This window comes from Bacteroides sp. MSSM.1001136sp1_RTP21357st2_D2_RTP21359_211015 (assembly GCF_040913205.1).
GTDB classification, from domain to species: Bacteria; Bacteroidota; Bacteroidia; order Bacteroidales; family Bacteroidaceae; genus Bacteroides; species Bacteroides ovatus.
This window is the reverse complement of record NZ_JBDFVF010000012.1, coordinates 23106-40345: the sequence shown is the minus strand read 5'-3', so window position 1 is coordinate 40345 and position 17240 is coordinate 23106. Positions and strand designations below refer to the sequence as shown.

The following is a 17240-nucleotide window of genomic DNA, read 5'->3' as shown; positions in this document are numbered from 1 at the left end:
TTTGTGTAATACAAATGATAATTAGATAGTATGGAGATTGAAAAACTAATTGTTAAATACTTGGTCGGGTGTTTATCTAAAGAAGAAGACCAAATTCTAAAAAAATGGTTGCAAGAGGATGAATCTCATCTGCGTTTTTTTCAGAAAATCAACTTGGATAAGACTGCTGTTGAGGATTATCGTCAATATCATCGTTTTGATGCTAAATCGGATGAGGCTTTCCGTAAAGTATGGACCTCTTTACATAAGGGAACTAGAAGGATATCAACGCAAAGAAAAATAGGCTTTTTTTCTCGTCGTTGGTTGAAGATTGCTTGTGCTCTACTGATATTGCTATTTTCTGTAGGGGGAGGACTCTATTTTTACTATGAGGCATCACGAATAACTCCTGGAGAGTCAAAAGCAATATTGACTTTAGAAGATGGTAGTGCTAAACAATTGAAAAAATCAGGGCAAGAACATTGGATTTATATAGGTGATACACCTATTGCAAGAGAGTATGATGGGATGATTGTTTATCATATCCCAGAAACATCAAAAGTGGAAATAAGTCAACAGAATACTTTGTCTGTTCCTCGTGGAGGAGAATTTCGATTAACTTTATCAGATGGAACAAGGGTACATTTGAATTCTTTATCAGAGTTGAAATATCCGGTTAGTTTTAAAGGTATGAATGAACGAACTGTAGAATTGAAAGGGGAGGCCTTTTTTGAAATAGCGAAAGATTCATTACATCCATTTAAAGTAGAAACTCAAGGAATTTTGATACAGCAGTTTGGGACGGCGTTTAATGTGAAGTCTCGTGTGAAAGGAAAAGTTGAAGTTGCTTTAGTGCAGGGTAGCATTGGAATTTATACTCAATCTCAAAAGTTGCATAAACTATCACCAGGACAGCTAGCCATATGGGATGCTTCTACGGATCTTTTATCAGTTGAAAATAAAGATTTGTTATTAAATACCGCTTGGCATTCTAATCGTTTTATTTTTTATGATGAGAGTCTGGGAAGTCTGATGGAAGAACTTGCATTGTGGTATAATGTAGATGTTGATTTCTTAGATAAATCATTGAAAGAACTTCATTTCACAGGCAGTTTATATCGATATGACGATATAGCTGTCATTTTGAATGCTATCGAAGAGACAGTAAATGTTGACTTTAAGATTTCCGGACTTCGTATTAAAATTGATCGGAAGAATAAATAATAATATATAAGTGATTATGAGAATTCTAATTATTATAATGTTGCTATGTACAACATTAGTCCCTAATTACCTGTATGCCATTTCTCATGAAAATTATAGTGAGGAATCGTTCTTGTTCGTTGGTGAAGATTATATGCAAGAGAATTATAAGGTAACGTTACATTTGAGTGGTGTTTCTGTTAGTACATTGTTTAATGAGATCCAAAAACAGACCAAACTGGATTTTGTTTATAATACAGAATTATTGGAGACTATAACACCGATTTCCGTTACGGCAGAAAAGGAATCAGTTTTTGATGTTTTGAATCGTTTGTTTAATGGAACAGGTTTTATTTTTAAAAAGTCTGGCAATATTATCACTGTTAATAAAAAAGAAGAACTACAGCAGGATGATAAATTCTTAGTAACAGGAGAAGTAAAGGATGATACCGGTGAACCATTAGTCGGTGTAACTATACAACAAAAGGATACTCGTAATATTACGATAACGGATATGGATGGACGCTATTCAATTCAAGTGTCTAGTAAGGCAGAGGCTTTTTTAACTTTTTCATTTGTGGGGATGAAAACGAAAACAGTACCCGTTAAGGGAAGAGTACTTAATGTAAAACTTGTTCAGGATGCGATTTCTATTGATGATGTCGTGGTTGTAGGAGCGTATGGTACAGCACAAAAGAGGCTAGACCAAGTCGGTAGTGCTTTTCAAGTGAATGCTGACCAGTTAAAAGCATTACCAGCTTTACGAGTGGATAAAATGTTGGATGGCTTGATTCCGGGAGTGAAAATTGATCCGAATACAGATTCACCGGATAATACACGTGCACGTTACAATGTAAGGGTTCGTGGAGATGCTTCTCTATCTGCTTCGAACGAGCCATTGTGGGTTGTGGATGGGACTCCTATTTATACAGGTGAACATACTAATTTGATTCCTGGAATGAGTACGACTATCAGTCCGTTATCTTTTATCAATCCTGATGATATTGAGTCAATAACAGTATTGAAGGATGCTACGGCAACTTCCATTTACGGAGCGAATGGTGCAAACGGAGTCATATTGATAACAACTAAAAAAGGAAAAGAAGGTGACTTGCGTATTCATTTAACGGCTCAATATGGAGTTGCAAAGATTGATAAGAGTACTAGTCCGAAAGTTCTGAATGCCAATCAATATCTAATGTTAGCTAAGGAAGCTTATCAAAATGCAGGGAACGATTTAAAATACTTTCCCTATACTGATAATGAAATGAACAAATACAGCCTTACAAATACAGATTGGACAGATGTGTTTTATGATACCGCTAATACTTTTCAAACAAATTTATCTTTAATGGGAGGGGCTCGGAATACAGCGTATTATTTATCAGCTTCTTATTTAGAGAATACAGCAACGGTGAAAGGGAATAAACAACAGCGTTTTTCTATTCGTTCTAATTTGGATTTTACTTTTCTTCGAAAGTTTAAGGTCTCGGTTGATCTTGCTACTTCTTATAATGTGAATGATTTGTTTAATCCAGGAAGGGATTATTATGAGTACTTACCGATATTCGAACCATATAATGAAGATGGAACTTTTCGTCTTTACAATAAGGTTATATCCGGAAAAGAAACGGATGGAAGCCCTAAATGGTCGGAGAACCGTTTCTTGAACAGTGTAGCGGAAAGGGAAGAGAATATTTATAATCAAAAGACTTTATATACGAATGCCAATTTAATGTTGAGATATGATATTCTTTCAGGGTTATCTTACACAGGACAATTTGGTGTTGATTATCAGTCAGGTAAGGAAGAAATTTATTATGCTCGTACTAATTGGTCCGGAATGACGAGCGCTGATGGTCCGATAGGTTATTCCACTAGAAACTCATTAAATATGATGAACTGGACTACTGTACATCGCATTAATTATAAGCAGTCTTTTGATAAACATGATATAAGTGGATTATTGGGGATTGAGGCTGGTTCACAGGACTATGTGACACTTGGAGTTACAGGGTCAGGCTTCATTAATGATCATATTCAAGATGTGTCTTATGCAAAAGAGCGTAAAGGGACTAATACTAGTAAGACGAAACGCAAAGCTTCTATGTTAGGGCAGCTTAGTTATTCTTACGATCATCGATATTATGTGACATTAAATGGACGTAGAGACGGAAATTCACAATTTGGGTCAGATGTACGCTGGGCTAATTTTGGTTCTATAGGAGTTTCTTGGAATGTTCAGAATGAGAGTTTTTACAATATTCCATGGATGAATATTTTGAAAATAAAAGCTAGTTATGGGGCAAATGGAAATTCCCGCTTAGGTTCTCAGGAAGCTCTTGGCTTATATTCTTATGGGGAAAGTTATTCTTATGCAGGAGAAATAGGTGGTGTTATGTCGGGGTGTCCAAACAGCCGTTTGAGTTGGGAAACTACTTATATGACAAATATAGGTGTTCGTGTACGCTTGTTCGATCGTTTGGATATAGAAGTTGAAGGGTATCATAATAAGACAACTAATTTGTTGAGTAATTTAGATGTTTCTCGAACGACAGGTGATACTCGTGTGTATAGAAATGTAGGAACAATATTAAATAAAGGGATTGAAGTGACTATAACTAGTCACAATTTCCGGTCGAAGAAAGATGGTGATTTCAGTTGGTTAACTGATCTGAATCTAGCACATAATAGTAATAAACTCTTAGAGCTATATAATGGCATTCAGAAAAATATGGGTGAGATGGTTTGGAGGGAAGGATATGACATACATACATATAACTTAGTGCGCTGGGCTGGAGTTGATCCTCGTGACGGAGCACCTTTGTGGTATGATGCAAAAGGGAATATAACACGGATTTACAGTACGGATAACCGTGTCCCGTATAAGAGTTCAACTCCTGTCCTAGCTGGTGGCTTGACAAATACTTTAACGTACAAAGATTTTAGTTTGCGCTTTATGTTCAATTATTCAATAGGAGGCTACGGATTTACATCTTTCGGTAGGGCAAGTAATTCGGATGGGTTGAATATAATGACGGAAAATCAGTCTATTGACCAGTTGAATCGTTGGCAAAAATCCGGCGATTTAGTGCTGAACCCTAAACCAATATGGGGTGTCTCTACTCAGTCGGTGATGAACTCTACCCGTTATTTGTATAACAAAACTCAGGTTCGTTTGCAGAATCTAGTATTTTCCTATCGAATTCCCCGGACAATTCTACATTCGACTGGCTTAAAAGATTGTTCTATTTCTTTAATTGGAGATAATTTATGGGTCTGGACCCCTTATTCGGGAAAGGATCATAATTCTTATAAAACATGTATGAGTGGTTATCCGATGGAAAGATATTTCTCGATAGCACTAAATGTAGGATTATAATTAAATAGGTTTAAGATAACATGAAAAAAAGAATATATCTACTAGCCGGTGCTTTATGCATCATTATGCAATTGGTTAGCAGTTGTACCAATTTTTTAGAAGTTGAAGAAAAAGGAAAAACAACAATCCCTTCATTCCTTTCAGATCCTGACGGACTTAATGCAGGGCTGGTTGGCGCATATAATAAGATGTATGCTTATTATGACAATGAGTTTACAAAATATCCGGATGTTGCCGGAAATATGTTGTCAATGAAGTATGTCTCTGCAGGAGCAGATATGCTTGATCAGTATAATTTTACTTCTGATGCTTTACAAGAGACAGGAGCTGTAGGGTATATTTGGCGTAAAATATATGAAGCCTTGGCAAATGTGAATAATGTAATTCAATATCAGCCTCAGGTGATTTCAGCTTATCCGAATGCAAAGGATATGTGTCAACGTATTCTCGGAGAAGCTTTATTCTTGAGGGCATTGTGCCATTTCGATTTATGTAGGGTATATGCACAACCTTATAATTACACGTCAGATGCTTCACATTTAGGAGTTCCTATTCTATTAAAAACTCCAGGTCCCGATGATAATGTTTCCAGGGAGAGTGTTAAGAAAGTATATTTACAAATTTTAGCAGATTTGGAACGAGCTGCCGATTGTTTCAGGGGCATTGAATCAAGTGGAATATATTATGCTTCTTTACAAGCGGTCAACGCATTATATTCGAGAGTCTATTTGTATATGGAAGATTGGAATAACGCCCTGAAGTATGCAAAACTGGCAATTGGGACAGGGAAACTGTCTCAAGGAGATACCTATTTAAATATGTACCAGGATCTTTCTACTACGGGAGAAGCTATCTTTCGATTGAATGGAATAGATCAATCAGGAAAATTAAAGGCTTTTTATGATGCTTCCTGTGTTCCTGCAGATACATTATTTACGTTGTTCGATGAAGGGGATATCCGTCTTGGCTTACTTAGAAATAAAGATGGAATAGCTTATTGTTCCAAATATTATTCTCTAAAACAGCCAGATAATCAAGTGAATAGGGATGATCCATTTGTTTTCCGTCTTTCCGAAATGTATATGAATGCTGCTGAAGCAGCTTGGCATCTGAAAGATTATACAGCTGCTTCCGGATATCTTAAATCTATTTTGGAGCGTGCTGTAGATACAGACTATGCAGTCAATACACTTAGTCAATATTCAGACGCAAAACTGATACAACTGATAGAGAAGGAACGTGTAAAGGAACTCTGTTTTGAGGGACATAACTTCTTTGACATTATACGCTGGAAGCAGGATCTTAAACGTGAGGAAAATACGAATTCTTCAGTGGAAAAGATCGTTTATCCTAGTGATTATTTTGTATTGCCTATTCCGCAAGTAGAATTGAATGCGAATACAAATATGCAACCCAATCCGACAGTAAACAATTAAAAATAAATCATTTATGAGATCACTATACTTTATATTACTAATAAGCTGCCTTTGGGCATGTACTACTGATGAGAAAGAGCCTTATGATACGCCTTTTATTCATATTATGACAGATAAAGGTGTATCTAAAGTTATTGTCAAGTCGGATGTGAATAACATTAATACTTATAGTGTGTATCTGAGTTCGAAACCTCTGACTGAGAATCTGGAAGTGAACTATCAAGTCATAGTAGGAGATGGTCTGAAATCCGGTGTTGATTTTGAACTGGTAACAAAGGGTAGTACATTAACTTTTCTACCGGGTATTTATGATATGCCCATACGCATCCGATGGATGCCAAATCATTTAGATGAGAACAAAGACAATACAATAACCATTCGTTTGACTGGCAATAATCAAGGACTGACTATGGGGCTTCCAGGTCCCGACGGTTTACAGCGCGAACTGGTGATAGAGAAACAGAATTAATGAAGGAGTAGAATGAAAAAGTTTTTATGGCTGATTTTTATAGGCTTATTGCTAAGCCCTGTTGTATACGGGCAATCATCGGAGTTCTTACAGTATGATAAGAATCTGATTGTAAGAAAACTGGATAATGGATTAACCTATTATATTTACCCGAATACGAATCCCAAAGGGGAAGCCGTTTATCGTTTGTTTGTGAAGGCTGGTTCCGTCATGGAGAAGGAGAATCAACGAGGATTGGCTCATTTCCTAGAACACATGGCATTTAATGGTAGTTATCATTTCCCCTCTGATGGTATGGTTCGTTTCTTAGAGTCGAAAGGAGCCAAATTCGGGAAAGATTTAAACGCGCACACCTCGTTTAATGAGACTGTGTATAAATTGCAGTTGCCTTCATCCAATCCTCAAATGGTAGATTCAACATTAACTATCTTAGCTGATTGGGCAGGCGGGCTTTCTATCAATTCAATGCAGGTAGAAAAAGAACGTGGAGTTATACTTTCGGAATGGTTGTCGAAGAGAGATGCCAAACGCGATAGTGATACAGCTTTTCTATTGGAGCTTCTGAATAGTTCGCACTATTCCGAACGAATGACTATTGGTGATACGGCTGTCATTAGAAACTGTAAACGAGAGGATATTCTGGATTATTATCAAACATGGTATCATCCTTCACTAATGGCTGTGGCCGTTGTAGGTGATATAAATCCTGAACAGGTTGAGACGCTTATAAAGGAGAAATTCGGGAAACTATCGTCTCTTGCCTCTCCTATTTGGAAGCAATGCCACATTCCTGTTTATAAAAAGGAAGCGGTAAAGATACTTACCAATGAATCGCTGAAAACAATAGAATTGGATATGATTCAGTTGCTGCCACTTTCAAAACCGGTTCAGACAGCAAAGGATTATAAGGCTTATTTGACCCGAACATTATTGAATCGCCTTTTTAAGATGCGAATGAATGCTTGGGCTTTTGAAAATCCTTCTTATAGGAAAGCCAGTATTCAGTACTCAAGTTTTCTGAATGCAACTGGAGTATTGCTATGTTCGGTAGAACTACTACCTGGGAAAATGGAAAAAGGTATTTCGGAGTTTATTGCACAGCAACAGCAAATCTTTCGTTATGGGTTTACTGAGACGGAAATAGAACGTGCCAAAAAGGTTATTTATAATAACTTGGAGAATAAACTTCAAAATCAGCAAAATCCTGCTTCCGTTGAATTAATGAACGATATTTATGCCGATTTTTATGTAGGAAACAGATTTACCTCATTACAAGAAGAGTATCGATTAGTTCAACGATATTTTCCAGAACTAGACTCTGTTGCTTTGGTTAGGAATTTGGCAAAAGTATATTCACCCCAAAAGATGCATTATCTATTGCGAGCAAATGAAAAAGCTAATAAGGAAGTGAATGGAGATGCGACTTTGATGTCAATTATAAAAGAAGCCAGAAAACAATCTTCGAAACGGTATAATAAATATTTTTCTGTACCGGATGAATTATGCCAATTACCGTCGGGGGGACATATTGTCAGAGAAGAAAATATACCAGAGATAGGAGCTGTGTCTCTTTGGCTAAATAATGGCACGCGCATTATATTTAAGTCTTCAGAACTCGATAAGGGGAAGGTGTTGTTGACTGGTTTTCGGAAAGGAGGGCTTTATTCTTTAGATTCTTTACATTATTATACAGGTCTATTCGCTCCCAGTATTATTTCACTTTCTGGAGCCGGAAATTTTTCAAGGGATGCATTGAACTATTTTCTGGCAGGAAACTCTGCTTCTATGCGTCTACTTGTTGATAAGACACGTACTGGGCTAGCTGGAGTATCGCAGGTAAAGGATATGGAAACAATGTTTCAACTACTCTATACCAAATGGATGTACCCTCAGTTGGATACAGCAATTTGTAAACAAACAATAGAGAAGACAAAAGAAAATTATCGTGTCAAGCAAAAAAGTCCGACGGAGTTTTTTCAGGAAGAACTAATGTGGCTTTTGAACGGACGAAATTACACAAATACAATACTTTCTGATTCTTTAATAACACGATATGTAAAGCAAGAGGATATGCTTCCTCTATTCAATCGTTTTTATGGTGCAGCGAAAGATTACACATTTGTTATTTTGGGAGACTGTACTATACAGGATATAAAGCCGTTAATCACTACATATATTGGTGGATTACCTAAAGGATCGAATGATACGGATTGGTGTTATACAGAACGTAATATACCTTATAAATCCTGTTCATTGATACGTCACACGGGGGATTCTCCTAAAGCATCAGTTTCATTGATTTTCCAGCAAGACAGTTTGTTAGAGGAGTTTAGCTCATTCACATTGAAATCGAATGTAATGAAAGCGATGTTGCGCACTTGTTTACTTAACCGTTTGCGTGAGGAAATGGGAAAAGTCTATAGTGTAAGCGTAGCTTCGAGTGCGGGTTTATATCCTTCTTTCTTATCACGAACGATGATTGGATTTGTCTGCTTGCCAGAGGATGTTGATAGTTTGGTTAATGCTACACAAGAAGAATTACAAAGACTTTATGAATATCCGGAATCATTTGACGGTATATTAACGGATGTTAAACGTAATCTTTTGAAAGATTTTGAATTGGATAAACAAAAAAACTCTTTTTGGACTTCTTGGATTCGCAATTCCATATTCAATCAACAGGAGGATTGGAAATATCTGAATAATTATGCACAAACAGTAAATAGTATAACAGCAAAAGATATTTCTTCTTTTGCAAAATCTTTATTGAGCACTACTCCCATGATAAAAGCTGTGCTTTACCCTAAAAATTAGTAATAATATGATTGTATAACAGGACTCCGGTCCACAAATATTTATGGTATGAATAGAATGAAAGATTTATTTTGGATGGCAGTAATTGTTTTGTTTGCTGCGTTTTCATCTTGTTCGGATGACAAGAATGATGGGACAGATGAAGGAGTTGAAGCTAAGCTGTTAACCTTTGGGTTTTATGCTGAAGATAATTCAAGTATATTATCAGATGATTATATAGCTACCCTATCTTCCACAACAGCTAAGGTTACTATGCCTGCATTTATAGATAAAAGTGCACTTGTCGCTCGCTTTACGACGAACGATGGTAATATCGTCTTGGTAGATGGAGTTACACAAGTTAGTGGTGCTACTGCCAATGATTTTACAGCTCCTGTAGATTACATTGTTAGTAATGGAAAACAGAATGTAAAGTATACGATAACAGTTGCTAAGTCTTCTAATATGGCTTGGGTAAGAATGCCGGACTTTACAGCGACATCAGTTTTCAGTGGATCTGTTTTAAAAATAAACCCGGTGGATCAAGTTCCATATCTTGGTTTTAAACTAAAAGAAGAAGAGAAAATGGCTGTCATAAAACTTGTTGATGGTACAACTTGGACAGCAGTTGGTTCTTTAGAAGGCTTTGGAGGAGAAGTTAGTTTGTCAAATTATGATTTTGATATTGACAAGGATGGAATTCCTTATGTCGTTTATTCTGATAACAGTGCTACCACAGTTGCAGGTGCTGCGTCTTTAATGAAATGGAATGGGACTACCTGGAATTATGTAGGTAATCAAGGATTTGTAAATGCTCAATCTCAGCAATTACATTTAAGAGTATTAGATAATGGAGAGACTATTGTTTCACAAGTGAACAATAGCAACAAAGTTTCTTTTCCAAGGCGAGTGTTAGTTATGTCTATTTATCAGAACAGTTGGGCGAGTAGTGAATTACCACTTTTGGCTTCCGGGACTCCAATCTATAATTGTAATCTTGCTAAGACAGAGCATGCTGCCTATCTGTTGGTGGTTAACCGTGGGGCAGTAGCAGGCGTAAATTATGGTCATTCAGTATATGAATATAAAAATGGAACATGGAGTATTCTATTAAATAACTATGTAGAACCAAATGCTACTCAGACTGGTATTGTTGGATTGGATATTGAAGCAGAAGAAAATGGTACACTTTATATCTTAACAAGTGATGATGCAGTGACATCAGGTGTGTATAACTTGAGACTAAAGAAATATGATCCGGTAACAAAACAATGGTCCACAGTAGGAGGAAATCCATTGCCTTTGGATTTTAAAACCTCAACTTCAACTTCAGTGGCCATATCAATAGCTCCTGATGGTACTCCTTTTGTTGCCTACAGAGATGAACAAGATCAAGATTATCCAAAGGTTATTTATTTGGATAATGAAACTAAGCAATGGTCAGATCCTCATAAATTAGCAGATATTGCTTCTAGTAATTTGAATATAGCTTTCTCCTCCACAGGAGTTGGATATATTTCATTTACAGATGACAATAACCATGCTATAGTTTTTAAATATACAGATAAGTAAACGTTATGCTTTTAATAAAATAATGTAAATGCGAGGAAGGGTATAGATGGTTTTTATCTTAATATATCCTTCCTTGTTTTTATCTTAATAAGATGAAAAAATGAAAAAGTTCATGATTATATATATATTCTTCTTATTAGGCAGTTTTGTTTCCACAAAATGTTTGGCTCAAGATGTTGCTTGGATAGAAGGTTGTGTCTATGAAGATGGTAATCAAAATGGGATTCAGGACAAAGGAGAAAAAGGTATTTCGGGAATAGCCATATCTAATGGAGATACTGTTCTACTTGCAGATAAACAGGGACATTTCAGAATCAGACTTTCTAAGGGAAACAGTATCTTCCCGATTCTTCCGAATAATTGGACACTATTGTCTAATCAAATAGTAAATTCAGGATTTTATTATTGGAATAGTCATGGGGATACCGAGACGCAACAAATCAATTTTGGATTGAATAAGAAAAAGGTAAATAAGCATTTCTCAATAAACGCAATAGGAGATGTACAAGTCGGTAATTCTCAGGAGTTGGATTATGCTTCCCGTTCTTTATGGCCAGAACTTTTGCAAGCAGATTCGTCTTCGTTCAATATATTTTTAGGTGATTTAGTGAATAACAATTTAAATTTATTTCCCGCTATCAAACAGATGATGGAACTATTGCCTATACAATCATGGACAGTTATAGGTAATCACGATCGGGATGCTGATTCTATAAGGATTAATCAAACCTTTTCATATAATACAGCTTTTGGATCAGCGACTTATGCTTTTAACGAAGGAAACGTACATTTTATTGTTCTAAATAATGTCTATGGTAAAGGAACACGTTCTTATGTAGGGAAGATTTCTGATAGTCAATTGCGCTTTGTCTCAAATGATCTGAAACTTGTACCTAAAAATGCTCAGATCGTACTTTGTATGCATATTCCATTAGTACATACTACTAATTCATCCGCATTGATTGAAATATTAGAAGGACGAGGGAATGTTTTAGCTTTGACTGGGCACATGCATCAGGTGGAGAGGAATTTTTTACATGGTCAGGATGTTTGTGTACATGAATTAGTAACAGGGGCTTCTTGTGGTTTCTGGTGGGTGGGAGAAAAGGATTGGGAAGGTATTCCGTCTGCTTTGATGCAATGTGGTACTCCTCGTAATTATTTTGTTTTTGATTTTACAGAGAAAGACTATTCTTTCCGGTATAAGGGCATAGGGATGGATGCTTCCCGACAGATGAATATTTGGATTGCAGGTATTGACTCGACAGATGTTTATATCGATGAATTGAGAAAGAAACACCAGGGAGAAATGCTTGTAACTGTTTATGGAGCTTCAGATAGTACAATAGTACGTTGTCGTTTGGATAATGGTGAATGGTTATTATGTGAGAAGAAAGAAGAACTTGATGTGAATGTAGCAAGGGTGAGAAGTTGGAATCAGCTAAAAATATATCCAACTCGTTTCAATCGTAGAAATCCGTTCAGAAGGCAATTTTCTCCTCAAATCTGGGGACTACAATTACCTAAAGAGTGCTGCGAAGGTGTTCATTTGATCGCTGTTGAAGCTTCTGATCAATGGGGATTTAAAGCTAGTGGCGAACGCTGCTTTTATTATCAAAGATAGTATTTTTTAAGGAATTCTGTATATCTGTAAATAGAGCCAATATCTGTCTTATTAGACAATCGGATACATTGGGTAATATGACTAACAAGTAACTTCATCTTTTTTATTATGATATAAATGAAGCAATATAAGTCGCTGCTTCTGGTGAAGTCAGAAAAAACAGAATACTTATATTTCTTTTGTTGCAGAACATTTTGCTCCTGTCGTCAACCTTTTTTCGGAATAATTTGTTTACTTTGTGTCACCTTATTTACACTGACACATTTTACATGAAACGAAAATGGATACGTTGGGTAAGCTGGATACTGCTTACTCCTATAATACTCTTTGTAATACTAATGGTATTGCTTTATGTTCCTCCCGTTCAGAATCTTTTGCGTCGGGAGGTTACTGCATACGCCTCTAAAGTAACCGGCATGCAGATTCAGGTGGAGCGGATAGACCTTCGTTTCCCACTTAATCTGTTGGTACGTGGCGTGGAGGTCATTCAACAGCCGGACACCCTTTTGTCTTTAGAAAGCCTCAATGTCCGTGTACAGGCATGGCCGTTGATAAAAGGAAAAGTTGAAGTGGATGAAGTGACTTTGAGCCGGGTAGCCGTTAATTCAGCCGATTTGATGGAGGGAATGAAGATTAAAGGCGTTTTGGGACGTTTCTTCCTGCAAAGTCATGGCGTCGATCTGTCTAATGAACTAGCGGTAATCAATCAGGTCGAACTATCCGACACTCACATGCAGCTACTGATGAATGATACCACAACTACGCCCAAAGATACCACAGCTTCTGCTCCGATCAACTGGAAAGTAGCTCTTCATCAGTTGAAATTGAAAAATGTATCGTTCGGCATGCAACTTCCTGCTGATTCCATGCGTATGACGGCCCATATTGGAGAAGCGGCCATCAATAATGCTCAAGCAGATTTGAAGAATCAATACTACGACTTGAAGAAGTTCTTATTATCGGGAACCTCCGCCAGCTATGATACCGGAACTGCTCAACCGACAGAGGGCTTCGACGCTTCTCATATTGCCGTTCGGGATATTCGCATCGCTCTGGATTCCTTGCTGTATAAAGGGAGGGATATGAACGCAGTCATTCGTGAATTTACCATGAACGAACGCTCCGGATTGAGCGTCACTGCCCTGACGGGTAGAGCCTACTCCAATGATTCTGTTATCTGTGTTCCCAGTTTGAAACTGAACACTCCACATTCTGAAATCGATTTATCTGCACATACCTATTGGGAACTGGTCAACATCCCGACTACGGGCCGCTTATCTGCCCGTCTCAATGCCTATATTGGCAAAGAAGACGTCATGTTATTTGCCGGTGCTCTACCTGAAAGCTTCAAAGAAGCCTATCCATTCCGCCCGCTCGTCATCCGTGCCGGTACGGATGGCAATCTGAAAGAAATGCAGATTTCCCGCTTTACAGTAGACCTGCCAGGGGCTTTTGCATTGGAGGGCGGTGGTCTTTTGGAAAACCTCGCCGACAGCCTCACACGCACCGGAACCATCGGTCTGAAAATGACCACTCAAAACCTAAACTTCCTGACCGCTCTGTCGGGAGAAGCCCCTAATGGCACGCTTGTTATTCCTGACAGTATGAATCTGGTGGCGAAAGTGGATATCAAAGGTCCTGAATATAAAGCAAATCTCCGTTTGAAAGAAGGACAAGGAGCTATGGATGTGAATGCGGCCTTAAATACCGCTACCGAAGTCTATAAGGCTGATCTGAAAATAGACAATCTGCAACTTCATAGTTTCCTCCCGAAAGACTCTATCTATGAACTTTCTCTCTCGGCTGCAGCTAATGGTCGTGGATTAGATGTCATGTCCTACCATTCATTTGCCAAATTGAATCTTGCATTAGATCAACTTCATTATGCTAAATACCATCTTTCCGATCTTGATCTGACGGGAGAACTTAAAGGCGCATTGGTCACTGCACATCTGACAAGCGATAATGCTTTATTGAAAATGATAACAGATGCTGAATATAATCTGGCACACAGTTACCCCGACGGTAAAATAACGATTGATGTTACTCAACTGGATTTGCATGAACTGGGAATTATGCCGCAGTCAATGAAGCGTCCGTTGACTTTTAACTTAGTTGCCGAAGCCCGTCGGGATTTAGTTTCGGCACATTTAATCTCCGGTGATATGAAACTCGACTTGAGCGCACGCTCCGGTGTTAATCCTTTAATTCGCCAATCTACTCATTTTGTGGATGTATTGATGAAGCAGATTGATGAGAAAGCATTGAATCACGCTGAATTGCGTAAGGCGTTACCGACGGCAGTTTTCTCTTTCTCTGCAGGGCAAGAAAACCCCTTGGCGTATTTTCTGGCTACTAAAAAGATTGCTTACCATGATGCTTCAGTGAAATTTGGAACGGCTCCTGATTGGGGAATCAATGGAAAAGCCGCTATTCACGCTTTGAAAGTAGACACCTTACAACTAGACACGATTTTCTTTACCGTCAAACAAGATACTACACTCATGAAATTGCGTGCCGGCGTTATTAACGGACCGAAGAATCCGCAATTCTCTTTTTCTACTACACTGACGGGAGAGATTCGTGACCGGGATGCAGAACTGTTGGTAGACTTTAAGAATGGAAAAGGAGAAACAGGCGTACTGCTCGGTGTCAATGCTCGTCCTCTGTTTGAAGGTCATGGAAAAGGCGATGGGTTAGCTTTCACATTAATTCCGGAAGAGCCGATAATAGCCTTCCAAAAATTCCACTTTAATGAAAATCACAACTGGATTTATGTGCATAAGAATATGCGTGTATACGCTAATGTAGATATGTGGGATGATGAAGGAATGGGATTCCGTGTACATTCGGTGCGGGGAGATACTGTTTCTTTACAGAATATTGATGTCGAAATCCGAAGAATCAGTTTAGCCGAATTGAGCAAGGTACTACCTTATTTCCCGGAAATAACCGGTTTGTTCTCTGCGGAAGCACACTACGTACAGACTGAAAAAGATCTTCAGCTTTCGGTTGAATCATCTATTGACGAGCTGACTTATGAACATCAACGAATTGGTGATATAACATTAGGAGCTACTTGGTTACCGGGAGAACAGGGGAAACAATATCTTAACGCCTATCTGAATCATGACAAAGTGGAAGTGATGGTGGCGGATGGTAAGCTGGTTCCAACCCAGACAGGAAAAGACAGTCTGGAAGTAAACGCTACTCTGGAGCATTTCCCGCTACGTGTAGCTAACGTATTTATTCCTGATAAAATGGCTACGCTGGCCGGTGATATGGATGGTAATCTGAATATTGCGGGTAGCACCGAGCAGCCTTTGATAAATGGCGAACTGATATTGGATAGCGTTTCTGTTCTTTCCCGCCAATATGGTGCTAATTTCAGGTTCGACGACCGTCCGGTACAGATAAAGAATAATCGGTTGGAATTTGATAAATTCGCTATCTATACAACAGGAAAAACTCCATTCACGATTGACGGTTATGTTGATTTCAGGGATATGTCCCGACCGATGGCGAATCTGAATCTGCTGGCGCAGAACTATACGCTTCTGGATGCCAAACGCACTCGTGAGAGTCTGGTCTACGGAAAAGTCTTTGCCGATTTCCGGGCAACAGTGAAAGGGCCGTTGGATGGATTGAACATGCGTGGAAACATGAGCCTGCTGGGTAATACAGACGTTTCCTATATCTTGACCGACTCGCCGTTGACGGTACAGGATCGTTTGGGAAGTCTGGTAACCTTTACTTCGTTTAGCGACACCACTACGGTTGTCCAACAAGAAGTGCCGACTGTTTCTTTAGGCGGGTTGGACATGGTGATGATGGTACATATCGATCCATCCGTCCGTTTGAAAGTCGATTTGGATGCAAGCAATGACAATCGTGTCGAACTGGAAGGGGGAGGTGACCTCTCTATGAAATATACTCCGCAAGGTGATCTGACATTGACCGGACGCTATACGTTGAGCGGCGGTTTGATGAAATATGCTTTACCTGTCATTGCTGCCAAAGAATTTGCTATCGATAACGGTAGCTATGTGGAATGGACAGGAAACCCCATGGATCCGATGTTGAACTTCAAAGCAACCGATCGTATCCGTGCTTCTGTTTCCGAGGGAGAGAACGGCGGAACACGTTCGGTTAATTTCGATGTGTCCATCGTTGTCAAGAACCGGTTGGATAATCTTTCTTTTGCATTTGATGTATCTGCTCCCGAAGATGCAACCATACAAAACGAGTTGACAGCCATGGGGGCGGAAGAGAGAGGTAAACAAGCCCTCTATATTATGGTTATGAAAACCTATCTTGGCACCGGACCGATTGGTGGCGGAGGTGGTGGATTGGGTAAACTGAATATGGGTTCCGCACTGAACTCCGTATTAAGCAGCCAAATCAACTCATTGATGGGAAATTTGAAAAATGCCAGTGTTTCTGTCGGTATCGAAGATCACGATTTGTCGGATACGGGTGGTAAGCGTACGGATTACAGTTTCCGTTATTCACAACGTCTCTTTAACAACCGTTTCCAGATTGTAATCGGAGGTAAGGTGTCTACAGGTGAGAATGCGACGAATGATGCGGAATCCTTTATCGATAACATCTCTCTGGAATATCGTTTGGATAGAACCGGAACCCGTTATGTTCGTCTGTTCTACGATAAAAACTACGAGAGTGTACTCGAAGGCGAGATTACGGAAACAGGAGTCGGTCTGGTACTTCGCAAGAAACTGGACAAACTCAGTGAACTGTTCATCTTTAAGAAAAAGAAGTAAG

8 protein-coding genes are annotated in these 17240 nt (G+C 38.6%); all 8 read left to right on the top strand.

Annotated elements, in window-relative coordinates; genetic code table 11:
• Positions 1-30 precede the first annotated feature (30 nt).
• The 8 genes from AB5217_RS09730 to AB5217_RS09695 all read left to right on the top strand — a co-directional run bounded on the left by AB5217_RS09730 (position 31) and on the right by AB5217_RS09695 (position 17239).
• Positions 31-1203, top strand: coding sequence for a FecR family protein (locus AB5217_RS09730; RefSeq protein WP_004324638.1), 1173 nt, complete (start codon positions 31-33; stop codon positions 1201-1203).
• Between the two features lie 16 nt (positions 1204-1219).
• Positions 1220-4564, top strand: a complete 3345-nt coding sequence (locus tag AB5217_RS09725) for a SusC/RagA family TonB-linked outer membrane protein (RefSeq protein WP_032845534.1) — start codon at positions 1220-1222, stop codon at positions 4562-4564.
• Between the two features lie 20 nt (positions 4565-4584).
• Positions 4585-6000, top strand: a complete 1416-nt coding sequence (locus AB5217_RS09720) for a RagB/SusD family nutrient uptake outer membrane protein (protein ID WP_032845532.1) — start codon at positions 4585-4587, stop codon at positions 5998-6000.
• 13 nt (positions 6001-6013) lie between these two features.
• On the top strand, positions 6014-6469 hold the full coding sequence (locus tag AB5217_RS09715; RefSeq protein ID WP_004304925.1) for a hypothetical protein: 456 nt from the start codon (positions 6014-6016) through the stop codon (positions 6467-6469).
• Positions 6470-6481: 12 nt separating this feature from the next.
• The gene (locus tag AB5217_RS09710; protein ID WP_195647150.1) at positions 6482-9283 is read left to right on the top strand and encodes a M16 family metallopeptidase; all 2802 of its coding nucleotides are present in this window, start codon (positions 6482-6484) and stop codon (positions 9281-9283) included.
• Positions 9284-9331: 48 nt separating this feature from the next.
• Positions 9332-10834, top strand: a complete 1503-nt coding sequence (locus AB5217_RS09705) for a hypothetical protein (protein WP_225450265.1) — start codon at positions 9332-9334, stop codon at positions 10832-10834.
• Positions 10835-10934: 100 nt separating this feature from the next.
• On the top strand, positions 10935-12458 hold the full coding sequence (locus AB5217_RS09700) for a calcineurin-like phosphoesterase C-terminal domain-containing protein (protein WP_032844154.1): 1524 nt from the start codon (positions 10935-10937) through the stop codon (positions 12456-12458).
• Positions 12459-12727: 269 nt separating this feature from the next.
• Positions 12728-17239 carry a translocation/assembly module TamB domain-containing protein gene (locus AB5217_RS09695; RefSeq protein ID WP_032844155.1) on the top strand — a complete coding sequence of 1504 codons (4512 nt, stop codon included), beginning with the start codon at positions 12728-12730 and terminating at the stop codon, positions 17237-17239.
• Position 17240 lies beyond the last annotated feature (1 nt).

Excerpts from the sequence above, each read along its gene's own strand:
- AB5217_RS09730 (WP_004324638.1), top strand. The coding sequence starts at position 31 with ATGGAGATTGAAAAACTAATTGTTAAATACTTGGTCGGGTGTTTATCT.
- AB5217_RS09725 (WP_032845534.1), top strand. The coding sequence starts at position 1,220 with ATGAGAATTCTAATTATTATAATGTTGCTATGTACAACATTAGTCCCT.
- AB5217_RS09720 (WP_032845532.1), top strand. The coding sequence starts at position 4,585 with ATGAAAAAAAGAATATATCTACTAGCCGGTGCTTTATGCATCATTATG.
- AB5217_RS09715 (WP_004304925.1), top strand. The coding sequence starts at position 6,014 with ATGAGATCACTATACTTTATATTACTAATAAGCTGCCTTTGGGCATGT.
- AB5217_RS09710 (WP_195647150.1), top strand. The coding sequence starts at position 6,482 with ATGAAAAAGTTTTTATGGCTGATTTTTATAGGCTTATTGCTAAGCCCT.
- AB5217_RS09705 (WP_225450265.1), top strand. The coding sequence starts at position 9,332 with ATGAATAGAATGAAAGATTTATTTTGGATGGCAGTAATTGTTTTGTTT.
- AB5217_RS09700 (WP_032844154.1), top strand. The coding sequence starts at position 10,935 with ATGAAAAAGTTCATGATTATATATATATTCTTCTTATTAGGCAGTTTT.
- AB5217_RS09695 (WP_032844155.1), top strand. The coding sequence starts at position 12,728 with ATGAAACGAAAATGGATACGTTGGGTAAGCTGGATACTGCTTACTCCT.